Annotated in this window: 29 protein-coding genes; 17 read left to right on the top strand and 12 right to left on the bottom strand. The window is 65.2% G+C overall.

Annotation, left to right across the window (positions count from 1 at the left end; all coding sequences use genetic code 11):
• Nucleotides 1-40 precede the first annotated feature (40 nt).
• The 3 genes from ACN0TK_RS00940 to ACN0TK_RS00930 form a co-directional block, all read right to left on the bottom strand.
• Nucleotides 41-481, bottom strand: a complete 441-nt coding sequence (locus tag ACN0TK_RS00940) for a GNAT family N-acetyltransferase (RefSeq protein WP_417307554.1) — start codon at nt 479-481, stop codon at nt 41-43.
• A complete protein-coding gene (locus ACN0TK_RS00935) occupies nt 478-1350 on the bottom strand; it encodes an EamA family transporter (protein WP_417307553.1) in 873 nt (290 codons plus the stop codon). The genes ACN0TK_RS00940 and ACN0TK_RS00935 overlap by 4 nt, the downstream gene beginning before the upstream one ends.
• 218 nt (nt 1351-1568) lie before the next feature.
• Complete coding sequence (locus ACN0TK_RS00930) at nt 1569-2609, bottom strand: aspartate-semialdehyde dehydrogenase (RefSeq protein WP_417307552.1); 1041 nt, start codon at nt 2607-2609, stop codon at nt 1569-1571.
• A 369-nt stretch (nt 2610-2978) separates the two neighbouring features.
• Here ACN0TK_RS00930 and ACN0TK_RS00925 point away from each other — a divergent pair, with 369 nt between their 5' ends.
• The 6 genes from ACN0TK_RS00925 to ACN0TK_RS00900 all read left to right on the top strand — a co-directional run bounded on the left by ACN0TK_RS00925 (nt 2979) and on the right by ACN0TK_RS00900 (nt 10262).
• Nucleotides 2979-4184, top strand: a complete 1206-nt coding sequence (locus ACN0TK_RS00925; protein ID WP_417307551.1) for an NAD(P)/FAD-dependent oxidoreductase — start codon at nt 2979-2981, stop codon at nt 4182-4184.
• A 380-nt stretch (nt 4185-4564) separates the two neighbouring features.
• On the top strand, nt 4565-5584 hold the full coding sequence (locus tag ACN0TK_RS00920) for a Gfo/Idh/MocA family protein (protein WP_417307550.1): 1020 nt from the start codon (nt 4565-4567) through the stop codon (nt 5582-5584).
• A gap of 157 nt (nt 5585-5741) precedes the next feature.
• The gene (gene dapF / locus ACN0TK_RS00915; protein WP_417307549.1) at nt 5742-6635 is read left to right on the top strand and encodes a diaminopimelate epimerase; all 894 of its coding nucleotides are present in this window, start codon (nt 5742-5744) and stop codon (nt 6633-6635) included.
• Complete coding sequence (gene mtaB, locus ACN0TK_RS00910) at nt 6635-7897, top strand: tRNA (N(6)-L-threonylcarbamoyladenosine(37)-C(2))-methylthiotransferase MtaB (RefSeq protein ID WP_417307548.1); 1263 nt, start codon at nt 6635-6637, stop codon at nt 7895-7897. The genes dapF and mtaB overlap by 1 nt, the downstream gene beginning before the upstream one ends.
• Nucleotides 7897-9555, top strand: coding sequence for a signal recognition particle-docking protein FtsY (gene ftsY / locus ACN0TK_RS00905; RefSeq protein ID WP_417307547.1), 1659 nt, complete (start codon nt 7897-7899; stop codon nt 9553-9555). Before mtaB ends, ftsY begins: the two co-directional genes overlap by 1 nt.
• Nucleotides 9552-10262 carry a septation protein A gene (locus tag ACN0TK_RS00900; RefSeq protein ID WP_417307546.1) on the top strand — a complete coding sequence of 237 codons (711 nt, stop codon included), beginning with the start codon at nt 9552-9554 and terminating at the stop codon, nt 10260-10262. The genes ftsY and ACN0TK_RS00900 overlap by 4 nt, the downstream gene beginning before the upstream one ends.
• Before the next feature lie 85 nt (nt 10263-10347).
• On the opposite strand, the gene ACN0TK_RS00895 is transcribed toward ACN0TK_RS00900, so the two are convergent.
• The 6 genes from ACN0TK_RS00895 to ccmA all read right to left on the bottom strand — a co-directional run bounded on the left by ACN0TK_RS00895 (nt 10348) and on the right by ccmA (nt 13607).
• On the bottom strand, nt 10348-10725 hold the full coding sequence (locus ACN0TK_RS00895; protein WP_417307545.1) for a hypothetical protein: 378 nt from the start codon (nt 10723-10725) through the stop codon (nt 10348-10350).
• 73 nt (nt 10726-10798) lie between these two features.
• Nucleotides 10799-11359 (bottom strand): DsbE family thiol:disulfide interchange protein, encoded by a 561-nt coding sequence (locus tag ACN0TK_RS00890; RefSeq protein ID WP_417307544.1) that lies wholly within the window; start codon nt 11357-11359, stop codon nt 10799-10801.
• Nucleotides 11356-11529 (bottom strand): hypothetical protein, encoded by a 174-nt coding sequence (locus ACN0TK_RS00885; RefSeq protein WP_417307543.1) that lies wholly within the window; start codon nt 11527-11529, stop codon nt 11356-11358. The genes ACN0TK_RS00890 and ACN0TK_RS00885 overlap by 4 nt, the downstream gene beginning before the upstream one ends.
• On the bottom strand, nt 11526-12290 hold the full coding sequence (locus tag ACN0TK_RS00880) for a heme ABC transporter permease (RefSeq protein WP_417307542.1): 765 nt from the start codon (nt 12288-12290) through the stop codon (nt 11526-11528). The genes ACN0TK_RS00885 and ACN0TK_RS00880 overlap by 4 nt, the downstream gene beginning before the upstream one ends.
• 10 nt (nt 12291-12300) lie before the next feature.
• Nucleotides 12301-12954: a heme exporter protein CcmB gene (ccmB, locus tag ACN0TK_RS00875; RefSeq protein WP_417307541.1), complete on the bottom strand. Its 654-nt coding sequence runs from the start codon at nt 12952-12954 to the stop codon at nt 12301-12303.
• Nucleotides 12951-13607: a heme ABC exporter ATP-binding protein CcmA gene (gene ccmA, locus ACN0TK_RS00870; RefSeq protein ID WP_417307540.1), complete on the bottom strand. Its 657-nt coding sequence runs from the start codon at nt 13605-13607 to the stop codon at nt 12951-12953. The genes ccmB and ccmA overlap by 4 nt, the downstream gene beginning before the upstream one ends.
• Before the next feature lie 173 nt (nt 13608-13780).
• On the opposite strand from ccmA, the gene acnA reads away from it, so the two are divergent.
• The 4 genes from acnA (at nt 13781) to ACN0TK_RS00850 (ending at nt 18514) form a co-directional block, all read left to right on the top strand.
• The gene (gene acnA, locus ACN0TK_RS00865) at nt 13781-16546 is read left to right on the top strand and encodes an aconitate hydratase AcnA (RefSeq protein ID WP_417307539.1); all 2766 of its coding nucleotides are present in this window, start codon (nt 13781-13783) and stop codon (nt 16544-16546) included.
• A gap of 96 nt (nt 16547-16642) precedes the next feature.
• On the top strand, nt 16643-17371 hold the full coding sequence (locus tag ACN0TK_RS00860; RefSeq protein ID WP_417307538.1) for a DUF1223 domain-containing protein: 729 nt from the start codon (nt 16643-16645) through the stop codon (nt 17369-17371).
• A 289-nt stretch (nt 17372-17660) separates the two neighbouring features.
• Nucleotides 17661-18053, top strand: a complete 393-nt coding sequence (locus ACN0TK_RS00855) for a DUF2794 domain-containing protein (protein ID WP_417307537.1) — start codon at nt 17661-17663, stop codon at nt 18051-18053.
• A gap of 38 nt (nt 18054-18091) precedes the next feature.
• Nucleotides 18092-18514, top strand: coding sequence for a GNAT family N-acetyltransferase (locus ACN0TK_RS00850; protein ID WP_417307536.1), 423 nt, complete (start codon nt 18092-18094; stop codon nt 18512-18514).
• On the opposite strand, the gene ACN0TK_RS00845 is transcribed toward ACN0TK_RS00850, so the two are convergent.
• Together ACN0TK_RS00845 and ACN0TK_RS00840 are read right to left on the bottom strand one after the other, a co-directional pair.
• Nucleotides 18511-19320, bottom strand: a complete 810-nt coding sequence (locus ACN0TK_RS00845; RefSeq protein WP_417307535.1) for a class I SAM-dependent methyltransferase — start codon at nt 19318-19320, stop codon at nt 18511-18513. The two genes, ACN0TK_RS00850 and ACN0TK_RS00845, sit on opposite strands and share 4 nt — an antisense overlap.
• Nucleotides 19321-19489: 169 nt before the next feature.
• Nucleotides 19490-20263, bottom strand: coding sequence for a Bax inhibitor-1/YccA family protein (locus ACN0TK_RS00840; RefSeq protein ID WP_417307534.1), 774 nt, complete (start codon nt 20261-20263; stop codon nt 19490-19492).
• Nucleotides 20264-20530: 267 nt separating this feature from the next.
• Between ACN0TK_RS00840 and thpR the strand changes: the two genes are divergently transcribed.
• Nucleotides 20531-21070, top strand: a complete 540-nt coding sequence (thpR, locus tag ACN0TK_RS00835) for an RNA 2',3'-cyclic phosphodiesterase (protein ID WP_417307533.1) — start codon at nt 20531-20533, stop codon at nt 21068-21070.
• 101 nt (nt 21071-21171) lie between these two features.
• Here thpR and ACN0TK_RS00830 read toward each other — a convergent pair whose 3' ends face one another.
• On the bottom strand, nt 21172-21309 hold the full coding sequence (locus ACN0TK_RS00830; protein ID WP_417307532.1) for a hypothetical protein: 138 nt from the start codon (nt 21307-21309) through the stop codon (nt 21172-21174).
• 10 nt (nt 21310-21319) lie between these two features.
• On the opposite strand from ACN0TK_RS00830, the gene ACN0TK_RS00825 reads away from it, so the two are divergent.
• The 6 genes from ACN0TK_RS00825 to ACN0TK_RS00800 all read left to right on the top strand — a co-directional run bounded on the left by ACN0TK_RS00825 (nt 21320) and on the right by ACN0TK_RS00800 (nt 26651).
• Nucleotides 21320-21802 carry an invasion associated locus B family protein gene (locus ACN0TK_RS00825; protein ID WP_417307531.1) on the top strand — a complete coding sequence of 161 codons (483 nt, stop codon included), beginning with the start codon at nt 21320-21322 and terminating at the stop codon, nt 21800-21802.
• A gap of 77 nt (nt 21803-21879) precedes the next feature.
• Nucleotides 21880-22383, top strand: a complete 504-nt coding sequence (locus ACN0TK_RS00820) for an invasion associated locus B family protein (RefSeq protein ID WP_417307530.1) — start codon at nt 21880-21882, stop codon at nt 22381-22383.
• 153 nt (nt 22384-22536) lie between these two features.
• On the top strand, nt 22537-23766 hold the full coding sequence (rlmN, locus tag ACN0TK_RS00815; RefSeq protein WP_417307529.1) for a 23S rRNA (adenine(2503)-C(2))-methyltransferase RlmN: 1230 nt from the start codon (nt 22537-22539) through the stop codon (nt 23764-23766).
• A complete protein-coding gene (locus ACN0TK_RS00810; RefSeq protein ID WP_417307528.1) occupies nt 23759-24457 on the top strand; it encodes an HAD family hydrolase in 699 nt (232 codons plus the stop codon). The genes rlmN and ACN0TK_RS00810 overlap by 8 nt, the downstream gene beginning before the upstream one ends.
• The gene (locus tag ACN0TK_RS00805; RefSeq protein WP_417307527.1) at nt 24457-26232 is read left to right on the top strand and encodes a tetratricopeptide repeat-containing sulfotransferase family protein; all 1776 of its coding nucleotides are present in this window, start codon (nt 24457-24459) and stop codon (nt 26230-26232) included. The genes ACN0TK_RS00810 and ACN0TK_RS00805 overlap by 1 nt, the downstream gene beginning before the upstream one ends.
• The gene (locus ACN0TK_RS00800; protein WP_417307526.1) at nt 26229-26651 is read left to right on the top strand and encodes a GNAT family N-acetyltransferase; all 423 of its coding nucleotides are present in this window, start codon (nt 26229-26231) and stop codon (nt 26649-26651) included. Before ACN0TK_RS00805 ends, ACN0TK_RS00800 begins: the two co-directional genes overlap by 4 nt.
• Nucleotides 26652-26661 lie beyond the last annotated feature (10 nt).

The following is a 26661-nucleotide window of genomic DNA, read 5'->3' as shown; positions in this document are numbered from 1 at the left end:
CCCTGCCGCCGGACATAGTGCCAGCAGTGCTGCCGGTGGGCTATCCCCGCTGCCAGCGGAAGCGGATATCGGCCGCGCCTTCGGGGTTGGTGTCGCCATCGGACCGGCCGATCTCGACAAAGCCGTGCCGGGTGTAGAACGCGCGGCCGCGGTGGTTCTGTTCGAAGCACCAAAGCGCGAGCCAGTCATTGCGCGCCTTGACGTCATTCATCAGCGCCGTGCCGATACCCTGCCGCAGGAAGCCGGGATCGAGATAGAGCTGCTGCACTTCATGGGGTTCATCCGCCATGTAGCCGGCGATCGCCCCGTCCACCTCGGCCACCGTGATGCGGTAGGCCGGCAGCACCTTTGTCGTGATGAAGACGATGTCTTCTGCGGGCGTATGCAGCTGCGGCAGGAAATCGAGCAGCTTGCGCGACGCGGTGAAGAGCCGCGCCAGCGTTTCGCCCTCGTCCGGGCGCGGCGGACGCAAGATGATCATGCGAACCTGCGCAGCAGGCGTCCGCCGAAAACATTGATCATCAGGCCCAGGAACACCAGCGCGCTGCCGGCGATCTCGATCCCGGTTACCGTTTCGCCCAGCAGCAGCCCGGCGCTGGCGATGCCCGCGACGGGCACGAACAGCATGAAAGGCGAGACCTGGCTCGCGGGGTAGAGGCTCAAGAGCCGCGCCAGCATGGAAAAGCCGAACAGCGTTGCCCCCCAGGCCATGAAGGCGGCCGAAGCCAGGCCGCGCCAGGTGAGGTTCTGCGCCGCGGCCGCGAATATCCCCGGCCCGTCGAGCAGCACGGCGCCGGCAACCAGCGGCAGCACGGGAAAGAGCGCCGACCAGACGACGAAACCGGTCATGTCGATCCGCCCGGCCCGCTTCGAGGCCATGTTGCCGAACCCCCAGAACCCGGCGGCGGCAATAGTCAGCACCAGCGGCAGCAGCGCCGCGCCCTCCAGCCGCTCGAGCGCAATCACCGCGATACCGCCGAAGGCGACCAGCGCCCCGATGATCTGCCACGGCCTCGGCCGCTCGCCGAAGAAGACGAAGGCGAGCCCGATGGTGAAGAACACCTGCAGCTGGATCACCAGCGAGCTCAGCCCCGCCGGCATGCCGAGCTTGATGGCGAGGAACAAGAGGCCAAACTGCCCCACCCCGATCAGCAGCCCATAGGTCGCGAGCAGCCGCCAGCTGACCGGCGGGCGCTTGATGAAGAACAGCGCCGGGAAAGCCGCAAGCGCATAGCGCGCCGCCGTCATCAACAGCGGCGACACCTCATCGACACCCCAGCGCACCGCAACGAAGCTCATGCCCAGAACGGTCGCGACGGCAAAGGAGAGCAGAATATGGCGCAGCGGCATCAAAGGTCCGATCGAGAGTGTAACGCCATGGAAAACAGCGTCCGGCAGCGCCGCCGTTTGGCGCATCTGCCGCACGACATACGCCCTCGGCCCTCATGGCCGGGTTTATCCCGGCCATCCAGAAGCGATCGTGCGCGGCCCCCTGGATCACCGGGACACGCCCGGTGATGAGGAGGAAAATGGACCTCTGAAACGGGCCGCGTCGGCGCAGGTGCCCCTTACGCCGCCTTGTTGTCCACCAGATTGCGCTCGATCAGCGTCTCGAGAATCTGCACCGTGTTGAGTGCCGCACCCTTGCGCAGATTGTCCGACACCACCCACAGCGCCAGCCCGTTCTCGACCGTCGAATCCTCGCGGATGCGGCTGACATAGGTGTCGTTGTCGCCCTGCGCTTCCACCGGCGTCGCGTAGCCGCTGTCCTCGCGCTTGTCGATCACGCTGACGCCCGGCGCCTCGCGCAGGATGTCGCGCGCCTCGTCGGCGGTGATCGGGTTCTCGAACTCCAGCGTCACCGCTTCTGAATGGCCCACGAACACCGGCACACGCACACAGGTTGCGATCAGCTTGACCTTGGGGTCGAGGATCTTCTTGGTCTCGGCCACCATCTTCCACTCTTCCTTGGTCGCGCCGTCTTCCATGAAGACATCGATATGGGGAATGACGTTGAAAGCGATCTGCTTGGTGAACTTGCGCGTCTCGGGCTTGTCGTTGACGAAAATGCCCTTGGTCTGCGCCCACAGCTCGTCGACGCCTTCCTTGCCGGCGCCGGAAACCGACTGATAGGTCGAAACCACCACGCGCTTGATCTTGGCGAAGTCATGCAGGGGCTTCAGCGCCACGAGCAGCTGCGCCGTCGAGCAGTTCGGGTTGGCAATGATGTTCTTGCGGTCATTGCGCGCCATATAGCCGTCCAGCACCTCGGCATTCACCTCAGGCACGATCAGCGGCACGTCCGAATGGTAGCGCCAGAAGCTCGAATTATCGACGACGATACAGCCGGTGCGGCCGATCTTTTCGCCATAGGCCTTGGAGATCCCCGAGCCCGCCGACATCAGCGCGAAATCGACGCCGGTGAAGTCGAAATGCTCGAGATTGCGCACCTTCAGGCGCTTGTCGCCATAGCTGATCTCCTGGCCCTGCGACTTGGCCGAAGCCAGCGCGATCACCTCGGAGGCAGGAAAATTCCGCTCCGCCAGAATGTTCAGCATTTCCCGGCCCACATTGCCCGTGGCCCCGACGACTGCGACGCGATAACCCATTTCGAAAGTCCTTTTTGCCTCACTCCCCCGCGCTGGGGACGCGATCGGCCCCGCGGCACATTGGCTTCGGGCCTCTCCCCGGCGGGAGATGCCCGGGGATCGGCTCAGGGGGTTTTGGTGGTTTTGCTGGCCGCCGACGCACCGACGCGCTGGCCGCCGGCCAGCGTCGAGGTCACGATCGTGTTCTGGGCGATGCGCATGCACCGGCTCCTTGTTTACGGCGCGGGTGTTCTACGCCTGTTGCGCAATTAGTCAATCGGCAAACCGCACCGACAATAGGAGTTTGCCTATCCTCGGATGGCGAAGCCGCGCCCTGCCTGCCGCCTCGGCCCCTATCGCAGGCAGCCGCAACATAGTATGCCCCGCGCCATGAACACGCCGCTCAACCACTACGACATCATCATCCTCGGCGCCGGCGCTGCCGGCATGATGGCCGCCATCGAGGCCGGCAAGCGCGGCCGCAAGGTGCTGCTGCTCGACCACGCCAAATCGGCTGGCGACAAGATCCGCATCTCGGGCGGCGGGCGCTGCAACTTCACCAATGTGAACGCCACCACCAAGGCCGGGCGCGACCGCTTCCTGTCCCGCAACCCACGCTTCGCGCTGTCCGCGCTGGCCCGCTACACGCCGCAGCACTTCATCGACCTCGTCGAGCGCTACGGCATCGCCTATCACGAAAAGACCCTCGGCCAGCTGTTCTGCGACGGCGCCAGCACGCAGATCGTCAACATGCTGACCGCCGAACTCACCAAGGCTGGCGCCAACCTGCGGCTCGGCATCGAGATCGAGGGCGTCACCCACGCCGACGGCATCTTCACCGTTGCGACCGCCGCTGCCAATTTCACTGGCGACAGCCTGATCGTTGCCACCGGCGGCAAGTCGATCCCCAAGATGGGCGCCACCGGCTTCGCCTATCGCCTCGCCGAGCAGTTCGGCCTCGCCGTCACCGAAACCCGCCCCGCACTCGTGCCGCTGACCTTCGAGCCGCGCCTGCTCGAACGCCTCGCGCCGCTTTCCGGCATTGCCGTCGATCCGGTCACCGTCGGCACCGGCAAAACCCGCTTCGAGGAAGCCCTGCTCTTCACCCACCGCGGCCTGAGCGGCCCGTCGATCCTGCAGGTCTCGAGCTATTGGCGCGAAGGCGATGCCATCGCCATCGACCTGTTCCCGCATGGCGAACTGACCGACATCCTGCGCCAGGCCCGCGCCGAAACCCCGAAACTGCAGCTGCAGACCGTGCTCAGCCAGCATCTGTCGAAACGCCTCGCACAGATGCTCGCCACAGAACTCGGCATCACCACTATGCTCGGCGACATGTCCGACAAGACCTTCGCCCGCATCGAAGAGGCGCTGCGCCACTGGACCATGAAGCCGACCGGGTCCGAAGGCTACCGCACCGCCGAAGTCACCTTGGGCGGCATCGACACCAAAGGCCTCGACTCCGCCACCATGCAGGCCCGCACCGTCCCCGGCCTCTATTTCGTCGGCGAATGCGTCGATGTCACCGGCTGGCTCGGCGGCTACAATTTCCAATGGGCCTGGGCCTCCGGCTGGGCCGCCGGCCAGGTGGCGTAGGGCGCGTCCGTGCGGACGGCTCGCCCTTCGACAGGCTCAGGGTGAGGCGCGGAAGCACTGATCCAGGACCAACCGGTTCCGACATCTGTCGAGCCACAAGCCCGCGAAGCCTCATGGTGAGCGTGTCGAACCACGAGGCGGGCGCGAGATGCGGGCCACACAGGTGAAATCGCCCGCAGTCTGCCCCATATTTCCCGGCCCTCATCACCGGGCTTGTCCCGGTGATCCAGTAAACACACTCCGCCGCCCCGAAACAGCTGCACGGCCGGGCCATGATGGTCGCGAGGCAATGGCGGCCGCAAGCCCTGCCCCGTCCGTTCCCCTTGCCGCCCTGTCCCCCAGTCGCTAACACAACCCGTCTAGACGAGGAGGGAAGTGTCATGGCGAAGAAAATCAGGTGGGGCATTCTGTCGACCGCCAATATCGGTCTCAAGAAGGTCACACCGGCCATCCTGAAATCCGAACTGGGCGAGGTCGTCGCCGTCGCGTCCCGTGACGGCAGCAAGGCCGAGGCCTATGTCAAGGAACTCGGCCTCGAGGGCAAGAACGTGAAGATCCACGGCAGCTATGAAGCGCTGTTCAACGACCCCGATGTCGACGCTATCTACAACCCGCTGCCCAACCACCTGCATGTCGAAACGACGCTCGCCGCGGCAAAGGCCGGCAAGCACGTGCTGTGCGAAAAGCCCGCCGCGCTGAACGCCGCCGAGGCCGAGCGCCTGCGCGAGATCCCCGACGACATCGTCTACTACGAAGCCTTCATGGTGCGCTTCCACCCGCAATGGCACCGTGCCCGCGAAATCGCCCGCTCGGGCGAGCTGGGCGAACTGCGCGCCGTGCGCGGCGTCTTCACCTATTTCCTCACCGACCCCACCAATGTGCGCAACCAGGCCGATATCGGCGGCGGCGGCGTTTACGACATCGGCTGCTACCCGATCACCGGCGCCCGCTTCCTCTTCGAGTCCGAACCCCAGCGCGTCGTCTCGCTGATCGATCGCGATCCGCAGATGCACACCGATCGCCTCGCCTCGGTCATAGCCGATTTCGGCGGCGGCAAGCAGGCGAGCTTCACCTGCTCCACCCAGTCTGTGGGCCACCAGTCGCTCGAGCTCATCGGCACCAAGGGCCGCGTCGAGATCATCGTGCCCTTCAACGCCCCAGAGGATGAGGCCACCGCCATCCTGATCGACCCCGGCTATTCGCCGGAGGGCCATCTGAGCCGCCGCGAAATCCTGCCGCCCTGCGACCAGTATACGCTGCAGGTCGACGCCTTCGCCCGCGCCGTCCTGGGCGAGGAAAAGCTGGATTGGGGCGTCGAGGACGCCATCAAGACCATGCGCGTCATCGACGCGGTCTTCGAAAGCGAAAAGACCAACGGCTGGGCCGAGGTCAAGGGCTAGCGACCGACGCAACACCGAAGCGCCTCGCCCTTCACAGACGGGAGGGTGAGGCGCTCTTGATGGCATCCGCCAGCAAAGCCAAAACGCCCCGCCACTGGCAATTGCCGCCGTGATCCGCCATATAGGCGTCATCAGACCACGGCGCCCGGGCACTGCCATGACTTCGGCCACAACCAGCACGGCCCCCTTCCTCAAGATGAACGGGCTGGGCAACCAGATTATCGTCGCCGACATGCGCGGGCGCGCCGGCCGCGTCGCGCCCGGTGCCGCCGTCGCGCTCAATGCCGACCCGATGACCAGCTTCGATCAGATCATGGCCATCCATGATCCGAAGACGCCTGGCACCAACAACTATGTCGAGGTGCTCAACTCCGACGGCTCGCTGGCCGAAATGTGCGGCAATGGCATGCGCTGCGTCGTCCAGGCGCTCGCCGCCGAAACCGGCACGCGCCACTTCGTCTTCCAGACCCTCGCCGGCATCATCACCGGCGACGAGCTGGAGAATGGGCTGATTACCGTCGACATGGGCAAGCCGCGCTTCGGCTGGGAAGACATTCCGCTGGCCGAAGAGTTCTACGACACCACCGGCATCGAACTGCAGGTCGGCCCCATCGACGCGCCGGTGCTGCACACCCCCTCCGTGGCTTCCATGGGCAATCCGCATGCCACCTTCTGGGTCGAGGACGACGTGTGGAACTACGCGCTCGATCGCTTCGGCCCGCTGCTCGAAAACCACCCGATCTTCCCCGAGCGCGCCAATATCTCGATCGCCCGCGTCGTCGCTCCCGACCACATCATTCTGCGCACCTGGGAACGCGGCGCCGGCCTTACCCAAGCCTGCGGCACCGCCGCCTGCGCCGCACTGGTCAATGCGGTGCGGACGTCCCGCACCGGTCGCAAGGCGACCGTCACGCTGCCGGGCGGCGATCTCTTCGTCGAATGGCGCGCTGACGAGCACGTGCTGCTCACCGGCCCGGCCGAACGCGAGTTCGCCGGAACATTCGATCCGATGACCGGCGCCTTCACCCGCGCGGCGGAGGATGCCGCCTGATGGCCATCGAGACGCTGACATTCGGCTGCCGGCTCAATGCCTATGAGTCCGAGGTGATGAAGACCGAGGCCGAAAAGGCCGGCCTCGATGATGCGATCATCGTCAACACCTGCGCCGTCACCAGCGAGGCCGTGCGCCAGGCCCGCCAGGCGATCCGCAAGGCCCGCCGCGACAACCCCAAGGCACGCATCGTCGTCACCGGCTGCGCCGCCCAGACGGAAGCGCGCAGCTTCGGCGACATGGCGGAAGTCGACCTCGTCATCGGCAATGCCGACAAGCTGAAGGCCGACAGCTACGCGCCCATGGCCTTCGGCGTGCCGCTCAACGACAAGGTGCAGGTCAACGACATCATGTCGGTGACCGAGACCGCCGGTCATCTGATCGAGGGCATGGACGGGCGCGCCCGTGCCTTCGTGCAGGTACAGAACGGCTGCGACCATCGCTGCACCTTCTGCATCATCCCCTTCGGCCGCGGCCCGTCCCGCTCCGTGCCCATGGGGCAGATTGTTGACCAGATCAACAAGCTTGTTGCCAACGGCTATCGCGAAGTCGTGCTGACCGGAGTCGACATCACCTCCTACGGCCCGGACCTGCCGGGCACGCCGACACTCGGCAAGCTGGTGCAGCAGATCCTCCGCCACGTGCCCGATCTGCCGCGGCTGCGCATCTCCTCCATCGACTCGATCGAAGCCGATCCAGCGCTCTACGAAGCCATCACCGATCCGCGCCTCATGCCGCATCTGCATCTGTCGCTGCAGTCCGGCGACGACATGATCCTCAAACGCATGAAACGCCGCCATTCCCGCGCCGAGGCGCTGGAGGTGGTGGGCAAGCTGCGCGCGTTACGGCCCGACATGGTGTTTGGCGCCGACATCATCGCCGGCTTTCCCACCGAGACCGACGCGATGTTCGAGAACTCGCTCAGCTTCGTCACCGAGGCCGACCTCACCTATCTGCATGTCTTTCCCTATTCGCCGCGGCCGGGCACCCCGGCGGCCCGCATGCCGCAGGTCGATCGCAGTCTTGCAAAGCGCCGCGCCGCCCGGCTGCGGGCCCTTGGCGACGTCCAGTTTCAAAAACTCGCAACCACCCGTCTTGGCGCCGTCGAGACCGTTCTGGTCGAAACCGACGGCCTCGGCCGTCAGGAACACTTCATCCCCGTGTCGATCCCGGGGCATCATCAGGGCGAACTGGTGTCTGCCCGTATTGTCGGCGTCACCCCCGATGGCCTCATCGGCGAAGCACTCAGGAGCGCAGCCTGATGGCTGAAAAGAAAAAAGGCTTTTTCTCGCGGCTGTTCGGTCGCGCCGAAACCCCGCCAGAGCCCACTCCGGCCCCGCCGGCCGATACACCGGAAGTGTCCTCTACCGGTCTCTCCGATGAGGACTATCTCGTCGAACGCATCGACACCGATGTGCCGCCCATCCTGCCGCCCGATCAGGAGATCGCGCTGGAAGCGGCAATGCATGAAGCCGGCATGCGCATCACGCCCGAGGCCGAAACCGAGCCGCCGCCTGCGCCTGCGCCGGAACCTGGTGAGACAACTGACGACGAAGCCCCACAGGCCGGTCTCAGCGACGAGGATTACGTCCTCGAAACCATCGACCAGAACGACCCGCCCATCCTCGCCCCGGCCGACGAGATTGCCCTCGAAGAGGCGATGCACGATGCCGGCATGCAGGTCACGCCCGAGAGCGAGGCCGAGCCGGTGCCAGCCGCGCCTGAGCCGCCTGAGCCTGAGGCCCCGCAGGCCGGTATGAGCGACGAGGACTACGTCCTCGAGACCATCGACGAGAACGACCCGCCGATCCTGCCCCCCGGCGAAGAGATCGCGCTTGAGGCGGCGATGCACGACGCCGGCATGCAGGTCACGCCCGAGAGCGAAGAGCCACCCGCCGGCCCGCCCGAGGCGACCTCGGACTATGCCGAGCGTGTCGACGACGACGCGGCCGAACCCACCGAGCCGGTAGAAGACATCACCCCGCCCGAGGCGCCGAAAAAGCTCAACTGGTTCCAGCGTCTCGCCTCCGGGCTCAAGCGCTCTTCCGACCAGCTGACCGAGAACATCGCGGCGGTCTTCACCAAGAAAAAGCTCGACCAGGCGATGCTGGACGATCTGGAGGATATCCTGATCCAGTCCGATTTCGGCGTCGACATGGCCGTCACCGTCACCGATGCGCTGCGCCGCGACCGCTTCGACAAGGACGTCACTGACGAAGAGGTCCGCGCCGTCCTGTCGCGCGAGATCGTTTCAGTGCTCGATCCCGTGGCCCAGCCGCTGGTCATCGATCCGGCGAAAACGCCCTATGTCATCCTCATGGTCGGCGTGAACGGCTCGGGCAAGACCACCACGATCGGCAAGCTCGCCAGCCTTTATGCCCGTGACGGCAAGAAGGTCATGCTCGCCGCCGGTGATACCTTCCGCGCCGCGGCCATCGAACAGCTTCAGGTCTGGGGCCAGCGCACCGGCGCGCCGGTCGTCGCCAAGCCGGCCGGCTCCGACGCCTCGGGCCTCGCCTATGAAGCGGTCGAGCGCGCCCGGGCCGAAGGCGCCGATGTGCTGATCATCGACACCGCGGGGCGCCTGCAGAACCGCGACGAACTGATGAGCGAGCTCGAAAAGATCATCCGCGTCATCAAGAAGGTCGAACCCTCTGCCCCTCACGCAACCTTGCTCACCCTTGATGCGACGACTGGCCAGAATGCCCTTAATCAGGTCGATATCTTCGGTAAGCGTGCCGGCGTCACCGGGCTGGTCATGACCAAGCTTGATGGCACGGCGCGCGGCGGCATCCTCGTCGCCATCGCCAACAAGCACGCCATGCCGGTGCATTTCATCGGGGTCGGCGAAGGCGTCGACAATCTTGAGCCGTTCGCCGCGCGCGATTTTGCGGCAGCGATCGCAGGGACCACTTCATGACAGACGACAGCAAGACCGAAGAGCTAAACTGGGACGAGCTGCGCCCGCAGATGATCCGCCTGGGGCTCGAGATCGGGCCGCTGATCATCTTCTTTATCTGCACCAGCTTCGGTGAAGGCTGGCTGGAAAGCAGCGAACTGTTGCGCAGCTGGTTCGCCAGCCCGATCATTTTCGCCACCGCCCCCTTCATGGTGGCGATGACCATCTCGCTGGCGATCTCCTGGCTGCTGTTCAAGCGCGTCGCCGTCATGCCGCTGATCACCTTCGCCATGGTTCTGGTCTTCGGCGGTCTGACCCTGTGGTTTCAGGATTCGCTGTTCATCAAGATCAAGCCGACCATCGTCAACCTGCTGTTTGGAGGCACACTGCTGGGTGGTCTGCTGTTCGGCCAGTCGCTGCTGAAATATGTCTTCGGCGAAGTCTATCAGCTGAAGGAAAAGGGCTGGCAGGTGCTCACGCTGCGCTGGGGCCTGTTCTTTCTAGGGCTCGCCGTGCTCAACGAGATCGCCTGGCGCGGCTCGGAAATGTTCTTTGCCGACACCGAGGCGGGCGACAGGTTCTATGCCGGCTTCAAGCTATGGGGCGTCATGCCGGTGACCATCGTGTTTTCCATGCTGCAGCTGTCGCTGCTGACGAAATACGCGCCTGACGAGGCAGACAAGAAGGCCAACGCGCAGGCCATACCGCCGGTCGATCCCACCGCCTGACCCAGGACAGCAAACTGACCCAGGACAGCAAAAGGCCCCGTCCAGGCTGGACAGGGCCACAAATCGTCAGAGCGTCGGAGCGGTATTACGGCCGCTTCATCAGATCGTCTTTGCTCACGCCCAGCGTCACGCCTTCGCTCGTCACCGAAGTGATCTGGTCCGGCGTGATGTAGCGGTCGGCTGCGAACAGCCCATCGGCATCGAGACGGACGAAGCCCTGCGACAGCAGGCGCTCGCGGACTTCTTCCGGCAGATCGTCGCTGCGGAAAGCCTCGGCGAGGTCCTCGATGATCGAGTGGTTGTTGTCTTCGGGATAGGCTGAACTCCCGGCGGCCTCGACCTCGGGGGTCGACGGATCGTCGTCGCCGAAGCGGACATATTCGACCTTGCCGATATGATGGCGGTCCAGATCGTAGACCTTCATACCCTGTTCGACATTGCGCAGGCTGGTTCCTGTCGGCATGTGTCTTCTCCTCAATTGCGAGCCGCGTTTTGCGGCGTTGAGGACAAAACGGTTTCTTGCCCGACTCGTTCCCTTATTCGGGCGCCTTTGCCTTGGCGATTGCAGGCAGAACCTCTTTGCTCAGCGAGCGCGGCGTGATCGGCCCGACATGCTTGTAGGTGATGATCCCCGCAGCATTGACGACAAAGGTCTCGGGCACCCCATAGACGCCCCAATCGATCGACACGCGCCCGTCCCGGTCCGCACCGATGCGGTCATAGGGATTGCCGAGGTCATTGAGGAACGCCACCGCATTGTCCGGCGCATCCTTCTGGTTGATCCCGAACAGCGCCGCGCCGCTTTCCGCCTTCAGCCGCTCAAGCAGCGGGTGCTCGTCACGACACGGAATGCACCAGCTGGCGAACACATTGACCACAGTCACGCCATCGCCGCTCAGCGACGCCGTATCGAAGCCATCGACACCACTGCCGGCGACCGCGGGCAAGGCGAACGTCGGCGCCGGCTTGTCGATCAGCACCGAGCGCACCAGCGAAGGGTCCCGGTTCATGCTGGTGGCAAAGACCACCACCAGCCCGACCAGCAGCACCAGCGGCAACACGGCCAGCGCTATCCGGATGACCTGCGGACGGCTCACGAGTCCCGGCGCTCCGACCGGCGCCGGATGCCAGCCTTGTCGAGCGCCGCAAGCCGCGCCTTGATCCGCCGCGCGTCCCACAGCACATAGCCGATCGTGCCGAGCGTCATAATGCCAACCCCCAGGTAGGAGAAGGCGATGAACCCGGCATGCGCACCCTCGGCGATCATCGCGACACCCCCTGCATGGCGGCCTGACGGCTCAGGGTTTCGGCCCGCCGCCGCAGGATTTCGGTGCGCATGCGTATAGTCTGCAGCAACACGAACAGCAGCGTGAACGCCAGCATCATCACCAGCAGCGGCGCCAGGATCGACCCCGGCATTTTCGGCCCCTCTGCGGTGAAGACGCTCGCCGGCTGATGCAGCGTGTTCCACCAGTCGACCGAGAACTTGATGATCGGAATGTTGATTGCGCCCACCAGCGTCACCACGGCGACGATCCGCCCCGCCCGCAGCTGGTCGTCGAAACTGCGCCACAGCGCGACAATGCCCAGGTAGATGAACAACAGGACCAGCGTCGAGGTCATCCGCCCGTCCCATTCCCAATAGGTGCCCCAGGTCGGCCGGCCCCACAGCGATCCGGTGTAGAGCGCCAGCGCGGTGAACACCGCGCCCAACGGTGCCGCGGCCTTGTTCGCCACATCGGCCAGCGGATGCCGCCACACCAGCGTGCCGAGCGCCGAAATCGCCATCGCCACATAGACGAACTGGCTCAGCCAGGCGTTGGGCACATGCACATACATCACCCGCACCATGTCGCCCATCTGGTAGTCCTCGGGCGAGCCGAAAAAGCTCAGCCACAGCCCGATGGCGAAGGTGGCTGCAGTCACCACAGCGAGCGGCACGAGGACGAACCGGCTCCACCGCAGAAACTGACCGGGGTGGGCAAGCTGGCTGAACCAATTGGCTTTGGCGGGCGCGTCGACACTCATGAAAAGCGGTCTATTCTGCCCCTGAACGCAAGGCAAGCGCCGCCGCGAAGGGCGAAAAGGCGCAGGTCAGCAAACTCAGCGCGCCGAGCAGCAGCAACGCGCCGCTGCCGGCCAGCGGATCGGTGGCCCCGACGCCGAAAATGATCACCGGAATCCCCAGCGGCACGATCAGCACCGGCGCCAGCAGCCCGCCACCGCGCAACCCCACCGTCACCGCAGCCCCCACGGCCCCCAGTGCCGTCAGGGCCGGCGTACCCAGCACCAACGCCAGCACCGTGACCCACCACGCGCCCCACTCCATCGACAGCAGCACCGCCAGCAGCGGCGTCGCAACGATCAGCGGCAGCGCCGTCACCAGCCAGTGCGCCATCACTTTCGCGACAACGATCGCTTCGAGCGGCAGGCCCGAAAAGCGCATCAGCGTCAGCGCCCCATCCTCCTCATCCGCGCGGAACAACCGGTCGAGCCCCAGCAGCATGGACAGGAACGCCGCGATCCAAACGATCCCCGGTCCCAGTCGCGCCAGCAGCGGCCGGTCCGGCCCGACCGCGAAGGGCACGATCACCGCGACCAGCACGAAGAACAGCACCAGCACCAGTGCCTCGCCACCGGCCCGCAGCGACAGCTTCAGGTCCCGCACCAGCACCGCCCGGAACGCGTTCATGCGCCCTTCCCCAGCGTCACGGTGACGAGCCCAGTCGGATCGGCCAGCTGCAGCGCATGATGCGTCGCGACGACGATCACCGCGTCCGGCTTTTGCCGATGCGCATCGATCAGCCGCCCCACCAGCGCCTCACCTTCGGCATCAAGCGCCGCCGTCGGCTCGTCCAGCAGCCAGATTGGCCGTTCGGACACCAGCAGCCGCGCCAGCGACAACCGCCGCACCTGCCCCGAACTGAGATACCCCGTCTGCAGCGCCCCGAGCCCGCCGAGCCCGACCGCCTCCAGCGCCAGCTCGATAGCGCTGCCACTGGCGCCATGCAGCGCCTGCCAGAACCTGAGGTTCTCGACGACGCTCAGCCGCGGTTTCAGCCCGTGCTGATAGGAAATGAGCTGCATGCGTTCGCGCGGATCGACTTCGGGCCCGCCCCCGGCGAACCGCACGCTGCCCGCCTCGGGCCGCACGATTCCCGCCAGCGCCAGCAGCAGCGTCGACTTGCCGACGCCATTGGCCCCGCGCAATTCCAGCACCTGATTGGCCCCGACGGAAACATCGAGCCCATCGACCAGCCGGCGCACCCCGCGGCTGACACAAAGCCCCGCAACCTCTAAAAGGGGGGCACTGGGTGCATTTTGGTCTGCGCGTGCGGCGATCATGGCGAATGCCTATGAACCAAACTGCCCACTGGCAAGCGCGAACTTGTTTCTCTATAAGCCTGACCAGATTGGAATGTTTCCAGTCAAGCCGCTCTGCCCCCCGGTTTTACGGGACTTTTGGGTTCCTGTCAGGGCCGAGGCGGCGCCTTGCAACTCAAGCGGAAGGCGATACCGTGACCTCGAAATCCCTCGACAGCTTCAAATCCAGATCTACCCTGACCGTCGGGGATAAGACCTATTCTTATTTCTCCATCCCCGAAGCCGAAAAGAACGGGCTCGAGGGCGTCTCTGCCCTGCCGCACGCCATGAAGGTGGTGCTCGAGAACCTGCTGCGCTTCGAAGATGGCGTCACGGTCACCAAGCAGGACATTCAGGCCGTCGCCACATGGCTGACGACCCGCAAGTCCGACCACGAAATTTCCTATCGCCCCGCCCGTGTGCTGATGCAGGATTTCACCGGCGTGCCCGCCGTTGTGGATCTCGCCGCCATGCGCGATGCGACCGCCCAGCTCGGCGCCGACCCGCAAAAGATCAACCCGCTGGTGCCGGTCGATCTGGTCATCGATCACTCGGTGATGGTCGACAGCTTCGGCACGCCGCTCAGCTTCAACCAGAACGTCGATCTCGAGTATCAGCGCAACGGCGAACGCTACGAGTTCCTGCGCTGGGGCCAGAAAGCCTTCGACAACTTCCGCGTTGTCCCTCCCGGCACCGGCATCTGCCACCAGGTGAACCTCGAATATCTGGCCCAGACCGTGTGGACCCGCGTCGATGAAGAGACCGGCGACACCTATGCCTATCCCGATACGCTCGTCGGCACCGACAGCCACACCACCATGGTCAATGGCCTGGCCGTGCTCGGCTGGGGCGTCGGCGGCATCGAGGCCGAAGCCGCCATGCTCGGCCAGCCGATCACCATGCTCATTCCCGAGGTCGTCGGCTTCAAGCTCACCGGCCAGATTGCCGAAGGCATCACCGCTACCGATCTGGTGCTGACCGTCGTCGAAATGCTGCGCAAGAAGGGCGTCGTCGGCAAGTTCGTGGAATTCTACGGCCCCGGCCTCGACGCACTGACCCTCGAGGACCAGGCGACCATCGCCAACATGGCCCCCGAATATGGCGCCACCTGCGGCTTCTTCCCCATCGACGACGACACGCTGAACTATCTCGAAACCTCGGGCCGCGAGCCCGAGCGCGTTGCGCTGGTCAAGGCCTATGCCGAGGCCCAGGGCATGTTCCGCACCTCCGACGCAGCCGATCCGGTGTTCACCGATACGCTGGAACTCGATCTCTCCACCGTCGTCCCCTCGATCTCGGGCCCCAAGCGCCCGCAAGATCGCGTCGCCCTGTCCGAAGCCTCGCAGAAGTTCGCCGAGGCGCTGAAGGAACTGGCGGGCGGCCGCATCGAGCGCACCGAGACTCCCGACAGCCGCAGCGAGAGCCGCTTTGTCGATGAAGGCGCCACCGGCGTCGACGACATCCCCGAAGAGGCCGCTTTCCCGGTCACCGGCTCGGACTATGGCCTTCAGGATGGCCATGTGGTGATCGCCGCGATCACCTCGTGCACCAATACCTCCAACCCGAACGTGCTGATCGCCGCCGGCCTGCTTGCCCGCAAGGCGCTGGAAAAGGGCCTGCAGTCCAAGCCCTGGGTGAAGACCTCGCTGGCCCCCGGATCGCAGGTCGTCACCGACTATCTCAACGCGGCCAACCTGACGGCCGATCTCGATGCGCTGGGCTTCAATCTGGTCGGCTACGGCTGCACCACCTGTATCGGCAACTCGGGTCCGCTGCCGGAAGCCATTTCGGCCTGCATCAACGAGAACGATCTCGTCGCCACCTCAGTGCTGTCGGGTAACCGTAACTTCGAGGGTCGCGTCAATCCGGACGTGCGCGCCAACTACCTGGCCTCCCCGCCGCTGGTCGTCGCCTATGCCCTCGCCGGTTCGATGAACGTCAACCTGACCACCGATCCGCTGGGCACCGACAAGGACGGCAATCCCGTCTATCTGAAGGACATCTGGCCGACCAATCAGGAAATCGCCGAGGTGGTGCGCACCGTCATCACCCCGCAGATGTTCCTCGGCCGCTACTCCGACGTCTTCAAGGGCGACGAGAACTGGCAGGGCATCGCCGTCGAAGGCGGCGAGACCTACAAGTGGAACGCCGGCTCGACCTATGTGCAGAACCCGCCCTATTTCGAGGGCCTGAAGATGGAGCCCGAACCGGTCACCGACATCAAGGACGCGCGCATTCTCAGCCTGTTCCTCGATTCGATCACCACCGACCACATCTCGCCGGCCGGCTCGTTCAAGCCCTCCACTCCGGCGGGCAAGTACCTCGTGGAACGCCAGGTCGCGCCCAAGGACTTCAATTCCTATGGCGCCCGTCGCGGCAATCACGAGGTGATGATGCGCGGCACCTTCGCCAACATCCGCATCCGCAACCAGATGGTGCCGGGCGTCGAAGGCGGCTTCTCCAAGGGCCCCGATGGCGAAACCATGCCGATGTACGACGCGGCCATGGCTTACCAGACTTCGGACACCCCGCTGGTCGTCTTCGCCGGCAAGGAATACGGCACCGGTTCCTCGCGTGACTGGGCGGCCAAGGGCACCCGGCTGCTCGGCGTCCGCGCGGTCATCGCCCAGAGCTTCGAGCGCATCCATCGCTCGAACCTGATCGGCATGGGCGTCCTGCCGCTGCAGTTCGCCGAGGGCCAGAGCTGGCAGACCCTGGGGCTCGACGGTTCCGAGACGGTCAGCATCGAGGGCCTCGAAACCCTCACGCCGCGTTCCGATGTGGTGGTCAAGATCGTCCGCGCCGATGGCTCGGTCGAGAACGTCACCACCCGCTGCCGCATCGATACGGTCAACGAGCTCGACTACTATCGCAACGGTGGCATCCTGCACTACGTGCTGCGCAACCTCGTCGCGGCCTGATACGATTTAGCGCCCGGCCACGCGCCGGGCGCATAATCACGAAATATCGCGTCGAATTGAGTAGCGCCGCTCCGTGGCGCTGCATACAAAAGTGCCATGTCTCTTCGTTTGTTCATCGGCACGCTTGTCCTGCCCCTCCTGCTCGCGCCCGCGTCCATGGCTGCGGAACTGCGCCTCGAGCCCCGGGCGGTGGTTGAACTGTTCACCTCTCAGGGCTGCTCCTCCTGCCCCAAGGCCGACGCGATGCTCGACCAGTTGGGCCAGCGTCAGGACATCGTCGCGCTCGCCTATCACGTCGACTACTGGGACTATATCGGCTGGAAGGACACCTTCGGCCACGCGGACAATTCCGAGCTGCAGCGCGACTACGCCGCCGCCTGGGGGTCCTCGCGCATCTACACCCCGCAGATGGTCGTCAACGGCAGCACCAATGTCGTGGGCTCGAAGAGCCACGACGTCGATGCGGCGCTCGGCAAGGCCTCCCTGCCGCTTGAGATGACGCTGAACGAACATGACAACATGATCGAGGTCGAGATCCCCGCCGATCCGAACCTGCCCGACGCGGTGGTCTGGCTCGTCACCTTCATCGATCGCGCGGAAGTCGAGATCGACCGTGGCGAAAACCGGGGCCGCACCCTCGCCTATACGCAGATCGTCACCGGCCGCCAGCTTCTGGGCATGTGGGATGGCGCCGACGGCGCACATCTCAAGCTGCCCGTCTCCGAAGTGCTGACTGGCGACACCAATGGCGCGGTCATCATGGTGCAGCAGGAAAGCGACGGCCTGCCCGGCCCCATCCTCGGCGCTGCCAGCATCACCCACTGAGCCCCGCTCAATCCAGCCGCACCCGCAGATGAAAAAACTCCCGTCGGACGAACCGGCGGGAGCTGACTGACTGTGCATGTAGAAGCGGCCGACACCAGAGCATCTAGGTTTGGGGGCTCAATCAACCCTGATGCCGACCACTGGAGGCAATGATTGTTTTATGATCCCGCATTCTGGCGTGATGAGGGACGCATTGTGACCGAATCTGGGATTCTGCGTTCGCAGCAGCTCTAATCTGGACAAGCCGACCGATCGGCGCGATCATGACAGAGAGACGACGGGAGGCTGAATGGCCGACGAGATAAAGCGCCAGGGCTCTGGCAAATCTTCTGGGAACCTGGTCAACTTCGCCACGACGGCGGCGCCCCCAAAGCCTTCCAGCCCGGCGCCGGCAGCCGTCAGCTTCGACCGCCGCGAGCTCACCAGCATCCTCAACCTCTATGGTCGCAAGGTCGCCGCCGGGGAATGGCGCGACTACGCCATGGATTTCCTGCGCGAGCGCGCCCTGTTCTCGATCTACAAGCGCGCCTCCGAGCGTCCCATCTACGTCGTCGAGAAAAACCCGAAGCTGCGCAATCGCCAAGGCCAGTATCTCGTCACCGGTCAGGATGGGCGCGTTCTGAAGCGCGGCCATGAACTCGCCAATGTGCTGCGCGCCTTGGAGATGGCCGTCGTCAAGTGATCACGGTCCGGCCGGCCACGCCGGCTGATATCCCGGCTATGAGCGCCGTGCTGATCGCCTCCATCACCGCGCTATGCGCTGACGACCACCACGCTGATCCAAAACACATCGCCGCCTGGACGGCCAACAAGGCGCCCGAGGGTGTTGCGCGCATGCTCGCCCACGCACGGCTCATGCTGGTGGCCGAGTGCGACGGCGAACTTGCCGCGGTCGGCTGCCTCAACCGCGACGACGAGATCGGCCTCAACTACGTCGCGCCCTGGGCCCGCTTCCGCGGCGTCTCCAAGGCACTCCTTGCCGTGCTGGAACAGGCGATGCAAAGCCGCGGCGCGACCATCGGGCGCCTGGAAAGCACCCGCACCGCCCACCGCTTCTATCGCGCGGCTGGCTGGCGTGACGCCGTTGCCGACGCCTCGGCGGCGCAGTCTGCCGGCATCCCCATGGAAAAGCGGCTCGGCTAGTCGGGGCGCTTCTTCACGCTGACGAAAGCGGCGCGTTGATTGTCCGCCTCGAGCCTGCCCCCGCCCGCAGCAAAGGCCTCCGAGATCGCGGTGCGCAGCGCCTCGAGCTGCTCGGGCGGCGCGGTGTCGCCCGGCGGGTAGGAGGTCAGCGCGTCAAAGACATGGCTCTTATCGGTGATGGACAGACCGCTCTGGTGGTCGTGGCGGGCGACATTGCCGAACCGGTCCTTCAGCAGGCGCTCGGCATCTTCGAAGCCGAACAGCGCCGCGGCAGGATTGGTCGGGTCGATATCGAAGGCCCGCCCGGCGAGGCCATACAGTGCCAGCATGTCCTCGCGGCCATTGGTGGTGACGACAAGCCGCCCGCCGGGCCGCAGCACCCGGTGCAATTCGTCGACGGCGCGGGTCTGGTCGGTGACGTGATAGAGCATGTGCAGACAGAAGATCGCGTCGAAACTCTCGTCTTGGAACGGCAGCGCGGTGACGTCGGCGACACTCGCGGCAACGCGCCAGTCCCGCGCCAACCCCTCGACCCGCTCGGTGGCCTCGCGCTCCATGCCCTCGGAGAGATCGCACAGCGTGACCGACAACCCATCCGGCGCACTGTCGTTCGAAGCGGCCCAGAACCATCCCGGCCCACAGCCGATGTCGAGCACGCTGTCGCCGGCGTTCACCCCGCCCTGAGAGAAGACAAATGGGAACCACGGCGTCTCCTGCCGCGAATAGAGCTGATGCAGCCGCGCCCGCGCCTGCAGCTTGTCGACCTGGCCATACTGTTTGGTGTTCTCGGCGGCGTCGTGTCCCATCGAAATCCTCCCCCGGACCAGCTCACGATAGGGCCAAAAGATCAGGTTCCGGCTGCCGTGTCAGCCCGCGCCCGCGCCGGCCATCACGCCGGCATCACGGAACGCCGGACAAACAAAAGGGCCGCGGTTTTCACCGCGGCCCCGAAAGATTTGGTCCTGAGACCGATGCTTACTCGCGATTGCCGAACAGGCGGAGCAGCATCAGGAACAGGTTGACGAAGTCGAGGTAGAGGCTCAGCGCGCCCATGATGGCGCCCTTGGCCAGCGCCTCGGCGCCAAGGCTCTCGTGATAGCTTTCCTTGATCTTCTGGGTGTCATAGGCGGTCAGGCCCACGAAAACCAGCACACCCACCACCGAGATGATGAAGTCCATCATGCCCGACTGCAGGAAGATGTTGACCACCGAAGCGATGATCAGGCCGATCAGGCCCATGATCAGGAAGTTGCCGATGCTCGTCAGGTCGCGCTTGGTCGTATAGCCGTAAAGGCTCATCGAACCGAACGTGGCCGCGGTGATGAAGAACACCTTGGCGATCGAGGCATCGGTATAGACCATGAAGATCGAGCTGAGGGAGAGGCCCATGATGGCCGCAAAACCCCAGAACGTCGCCTGCGCGGCAGGAACGCTCAGCTTGTTGATGCCGAAGCTCAGCACCAGCACGAAACCGAGCGGCGCAAGCGCCACGACCCACATCAGCGGGCTACCATAAAGCAGCGCGCCCCACTGGGTCAGATACTCACCGTTCTGCAGCTGTGCAGCCGCAGCATTCGGGTCGGTCGTTATGGCCGCCGCATTGGCGAAATAAGCGATGAGACCGGTCACGACCAGCCCCATGCCCATGTAGTTGTAGACCTTCAGCATGTAGCTGCGCAGGCCCTCGTCGATGGCCGCGGCGGTCCCAGCCCGCTGTGCGGCGATAGTCGGACGGTCGAATTCAGCCATTGTAGATTTTCTCCTCACTGGCAATGCAGTTGCGCCACCGCAATCCTGCACCAAGCGTCGATGATCAATATGGCGGCACACCCCTGCAATTACAAGGTTTCGGCCCACGGCATGACTGAAGCGTAATGTCGCAACCGTAAGGCCGTTTTGTTTTGACGCGGGAAGCCCCGGCGACCCCATTGCCCATCCGCAAAATCACGGGCTACGCTTGACTGAAACCACCAGCGAATCACGTCTTTTCCGCTGCGGCGAGAGGAGGGTCAGGTCTTGCCCAGGCTCTTTACCGGTCTCGAAGTGCCCCGCCACGTGGCCGATGTTCTGGCCCTCAAGCGCGGCGGCCTGCATGGCGCCCGCTGGATCGATCCCGAGAATTATCACATTACCTTGCGCTTTATCGGGGATGTCGATCACAACACGGCGAACGAAGTCGCCGACATGCTTGACCATCTGGTGAACTCCGAAGCGTTTACCATCCGCCTCGATCATCTCGGCACCTTCGGCGGCGACAAGCCGCGCGCGCTCTATGCCGGGGCCAATCCCAATGCCGCCCTGTCGCGTCTTCAGGCGGCGCAGGAGCGGGTGCTGCAACGGCTGGGTTTGCGCCCGGAAGGCCGGAAATTCCTGCCTCACGTGGCTTTGGCGCGCCTGCGCAATGTCTCCCCGATCGACGTCGCCCAGTCCATTGCCTTTGCCGGTCATTTCGGTCCGTACGAGTTCCCCGTGGAGCGCTTCGTGCTCTATTCGAGCCGCGATTCCGTCGGCGGCGGTCCCTATCGTGTCGAGGAAACCTATCCCCTGGCTGCGTGAGCCAAGTTAACGCTTCCTTCACTACGACGGCGCAAACAGGGAACAGAGCGCTGCATCACGCCAAAATGCCGTCACGATTACCAACGATAGGTCGACTTAATTCAAATGCAGCGGCGGTTGACGACCACGGTGATCTCCAAACGGCACGGTGCCGTGGTGCAGCTGGCCAGAACTGCAACATCGGACAAAGGTGTTCGGGCGATGACATCAAAGCGCTTAGGCTTGGTTGGCTGCTTCATGGCGGCCATCATGCTGGCTGCCCCCGCAGCCGCACAGGAAATCAAACAGCTGGGAACCTTCAACGTGTGGACCGCCTGGTCCGGCACGGATGCGAACGGTGCCATGTGCTATATCTCGGCCCAGCCGGAAAGCTGGGGTCCGCAGCAGATCGACGGTCGTCAGGTGCGGCGCAGCCCCATTCATTTCCTGGTGATCAACCGCAAGGGGCTCGGCACCCGCAACGAGGTGCAGACCATGGTCGGCTACCCGTTCGACCCGACCAATTCCAATGCCTCGGCCACCATCGACGGCAAGACCTATCGCATGGTCACCGAGGGCGAAGCCGCCTGGCTCGCCGTCGAGGCGGATGAACCCGGTTTCGTCGAGGCCCTCAAGGCCGGCTCCAAGCTTGTCGTCAAGGGCACCTCGTCCAAGGGCAACGTCATGAGCGACACCTATTCGCTGTCTGGCGTCACCGCGGCGATGAATGAAATTCAGAAAGCGTGCACCTGATCGAGGGGCGGCTGCGTTAGGTGGCTGAGGCGGGTCCTCCGCCCCACCCACCAACCGGAACCGAAAGGCTCGTTTCCATGATCTTGCGCTCCTGCGCCGCCCTGTCTGTTCTTCTGGTTTCGATGGCCGGCCCCGCCTTGGGCCAGTCGGTCCGGCTTCTGGGCGAATATCGCGACTGGTCGGCCTATGCCGCCACCGAAGCGACCGGCAAGGTCTGCTTCGCCCTCGCCAAGGCCCGTTCGGTCGATCCCATCCCCGACGGCTATACCGAGGCCTATCTCTATCTGACGCATCGGCCATCCGAGAGCGTGCGCAACGAGTTCAACGTCGTGGCGGGCTTCAATTTCGCCGCCGACACCCCGGCGACCGCCAATGTCGGTGGCCGCAGCTACGAGCTCTTCACCCAGCGCGATGCGGCCTGGCTGCTCGATCCGGCCCAGAACGACAATCTCGCGGGCGCCCTGCGCGCCGGTTCCTCGGTCACCATCGAAGGCACCAGCGAAAAGGGCATCAAGATTTCCGAGACCTTCTCGCTGTCGGGCGCCACCGCCGCCTCGCGCGCCATCGAAGGCGACTGCTAGCCACCCACCGGCGACAGCACGGCTGGCCAGCGGCCCACGCACTGCAACCCCGCCATGCCGGGGGCTGTTTTGCGTGGCGCGCGCGACTATGTTAGATGCCGCAATCTTGCGCCCGATGCGCCGGGTCAGCTGCTGCCCAGGAAAGCCGTGCCGATGAGCATCGCACTCGATCTAGATCATATCGCCCATCCCGCCCGCCAGCCGGCGCGGCGCCAGTCGCTTGTCGGCCTGATGCGCCCCGAACTGCGCGCGGCCCTGACCCAGTTCGGCCTTGATGAGCGCGAGTCGAAAATGCGCGCTTCGCAGCTGTGGAACTGGATCTACCACAACGGCGTCACCGATTTCGATCGCATGACCAATATCCAGAAGGGCCTGCGCCAGCGCCTGGGCGACGCCTTTCTGCTCGACCGTCCCGAGATCGTCTCCGAACAGATCTCGGTCGATGGCACCCGCAAGTGGCTGTTCAGCTTCCGCGACCCGCAGAACCCCAACATGCCGCCGGTCGAGGTCGAGACCGTCTATATCCCCGAGGCCGACCGCGGCACGCTGTGCGTCTCCTCCCAGGTCGGCTGCACCCTCACCTGCACCTTCTGCCACACCGGCACCCAGAAGCTCGTCCGCAATCTGACCGCCGGCGAAATTCTCGGCCAGATCCTGATGGCCCGCGAACGCCTGGGCGATTTCCCCGGCGGCACCCGGCCCGACGATGGCGGCCTCGTGCCGGCCCCGCGCGGCTCCGGTGGCTCCACCGGCGACAGCCGTGCCGTCACCAATGTCGTGATGATGGGCATGGGCGAGCCGCTCTACAACTACGACAACGTCAAGCAGGCCCTGCTGATCGCCTCGGACGATTCCGGCATCTCGCTGTCGAAGCGCCGCATCACCCTGTCGACCTCGGGCGTCGTCCCGCAGATCGGCCCCACCGGCTCCGAAATTGGCGTCATGCTTGCAATCTCGCTGCATGCCGTGCGCGACGACCTGCGCGACCTCCTTGTGCCGATCAACAAGAAGTATCCGCTCAAAGAGCTCATCCAGGCCTGCCGCGACTATCCGGGCCTGTCCAATGCGCGCCGCATCACCTTCGAATATGTCATGCTGCGCGACATCAACGACTCCGACGCCGACGCGCGCGAGCTGGTGCGCCTGCTGGCCGGCATCCCGGCCAAGATCAACCTGATCCCCTTTAATCCCTGGCCCGGCTCGAACTACGAATGCTCGACCTCCTCGCGCATCGAGCAGTTCGCCGATATCGTCAATCGCGCCGGCTACGCCAGCCCGGTGCGCACCCCGCGCGGCCGCGATATCTTTGCCGCCTGCGGCCAGCTCAAGAGCGCCTCCGAGCGCCTGAGCAAGAAGGATCGCGACGCGCTCACCAATGCCTGAACTCAAAGCCATCGGCTTCGATGCCGACGATACGCTGTGGCATCACGAGCGCTATTTCGAGCTCACCACGGCGAGTTTCGTCGAGCTGCTGAAGCCCCATGTCGTAGGTCCGCACCTCACCGAGCACCTGCACGCCGCCGAGCGCCGCAACGTGCTGCACTATGGCTATGGCGTGAAGGGCTTCATCCTGTCGATGATCGAGACCGCCATCGAGGTCACCGACAACAAGGTGCCCGCATCGACCATCGCCGATATCCTCGCCATCGGCCGCGAGATGCTGCAACATCCGGTCGAGGCTTTCCCCGGCGTCGAGGACACGCTGAAAAGCCTCGTTGGCCGTTATACGCTCATCCTCATCACCCGTGGTGACCTGTTCGACCAGGAGCGCAAGCTCGCCGCTTCCGGCCTTGCCGAATATTTCGACGCCATCGAGATCGTCTCCGACAAGACCGCGCCGGTCTACCGCCGCATCTTCTCGCGCCACGGCGAAGGTGCCCCGCGCGCCATGATGATCGGCAATTCCATGCGCGCCGACGTCGTCCCCGCCATCGAGGCCGGCGCCTGGGGCGTCCACGTCCCCTCCGAGCACGTCTGGGCCATGGATCTCGACGACGATCCGAAAGACACCTCGCGCTTCCGGCGCTTCACCGCCCTGCCCGAGGTCCTGCCGCTGATCGAAGAGGTCGGCTGATGCCGCCCGCCGCACCCCGGCGGGCCCCACGCCAGCAGCTCGGCGCAGCGCTGGCTCTGCTGCAGCGCGGCGACATCGCGCGGGGCGCCGCGGCGCTCGATCAGCTCCTCAAGCTCTACCCCGATGATCCGACGGCCCTCGGCCTCGCCGGAGCCGTCGCCCTGCAGCGCGGCGACCGCCCCCGCGCCATCCGCCTTCTCAGTGCGGCCCTGCGCCATCAGCCCGGCGACGCGGGCGCGCACTCCAATCTCGGCCTGGCGCTGATGGGCGAGAACCGCCCAGAAGAGGCAGAAACCCATTTCGCCAAGGCCCTCGAGCTCAAGCCAAATGCGCCGGAGGCCATGGTCAATCTCGGCAATCTCAAGCGCGAACGTGGCGACATCGCCGGCGCCGAGCCGCTCTACCGCCGCGCTCTCGAACTGCGCCCCGACCTCGCCGAGGCCCAGAACAGCCTGGCGCTGGTCCTCGAATCCACTGGCCGGGTGACCGAAGCCCGCCGCGCCGCGGAAGCGGCCATTCGCGCCAACCCGCGCCTTGCCGCGGCCCATGGCACGCTCGGTCTCGTCCTCGACCGGCTGGGCGACCGCGAAGGCGCTCTCGCCGCGCACCGCCAGTCCATCGCCCTCGACCCCAACACGGCCCGGCGTCACGCCGATCTCGCCAATACCCTGCTCGCCTATGGCGACCGCGCCGGCGCCGCCGCGAGCTTCAGGGCGGCGCTCGAACGCGACCCCGGCAATGCCGGCTACCAGCGCATGCTCGGCATGCTCGACGCCGAGACCGGCAGCCGCGCCGAGCGCGAATCCCGCTTTGCCGATCCGGCACTCTCCGACGAACAGCGCATGCATCTGGGGTTCGCCCTCGGCCGCGACAGCGAGCGCGCCGGTGACTACGACGCCGCCTTCCGCTTTCTCGATGCCGCCAACCGCCTGCGCCGCGCCGGCCTGACCTATGACATGACGGAAACCGAACGCAGCTTCGACGACGTCATCGCCGCCTTCACTCCCGAGACCATGGTGCGTCTTTCCGGCTTCGGCGATCCCGACCCCACCCCGATCTTCGTCCTCGGCATGCCGCGCTCCGGCACCACGCTGGTCGAACAGATCCTTGCCAGCCACCCCGCTGTCGTCGGCGCCGGCGAACTGCTGACCCTGCGCAATGTGCTGACCGAGGCGACCACCGAGCGCCCCGTCCGCTTCGGCTCCCTGCTCGCAACACTCGACGGGCCGACGCTGACCGCCATGGGCACCGACTATGTCCGGCGCCTCCGCGCCTATGCCCCGCGCGGCGGCCGCTTCGTCACCGACAAGCTGCCCGGCAATTTCATGCTGATCGGCCTCATCCGGCTGATCCTGCCCAATGCGCGGATCATCCACTGCACCCGCGACCCGGCCGATACCGCGCTGTCCGTGTGGCGCAGCTACTTCGCTTCGGCGCTGAACTACGCCTACGACCTCACCGAGCTCGGCCACTATTACCGGCAATATGCGCGCGTCATGCAGCACTGGCGCGACCTGCTGCCCGACGGATTTTACGACATCTCCAACGAGGCGCTGGTCGCCGATCAGGAGGGCGAGACCCGGCGGCTGCTGGACTATTGCGGCCTCGCGTTCGACCCGGCCTGCCTCGATTTCCATCGCACCGACCGCCCGGTCCACACCGCCAGCGCCGCCCAGGTCCGCTCACCGATCAACCGCGACTCGATCGGCATGGCCGCGCGCTACGGCGACCGGCTCGCGCCGCTTTATGCCGCCATGCGGGGGGACGGACGATGACCATCACCTATCGCCGCATCGGCCCCGGCGACGCCGCCCTGCTGCGCAAGATTTCGCCCGGCGTCTTCGACGAGAAGATCGATCGCGAGCGGCTCATCGTCTATCTGCGTGAACCCGGACACCTCATGCTGCTGGCCCTCGATGACGACACCGTCGTCGGCCAGTGCGTCGGCGTGCTGCACTACCATCCCGACAAGCCCACCGAACTCTATGTCGACGAACTGGGCACCGCCGACGCCTACCTGCGTCGCGGTATCGGCGAGGCGATGATGCAGGCCATGTTCGATTGGGCGCGGGAACTGGGTGTCAATGAAGCCTGGATCGGCACCGAAACCGACAACGACCCCGCCAACGCGCTCTACCGCAAGCTCGACCCCGTCGAGGACGAGACGATCCAGTACTATCTGTTCAGGCTGTGACGCGCTGCGG

Origin of the sequence: Devosia sp., assembly GCF_048261455.1 — a bacterium.
GTDB lineage: Bacteria > Pseudomonadota > Alphaproteobacteria > Rhizobiales > Devosiaceae > Devosia_A.
This window is presented reverse-complemented; position numbering and strand designations above follow the sequence as displayed.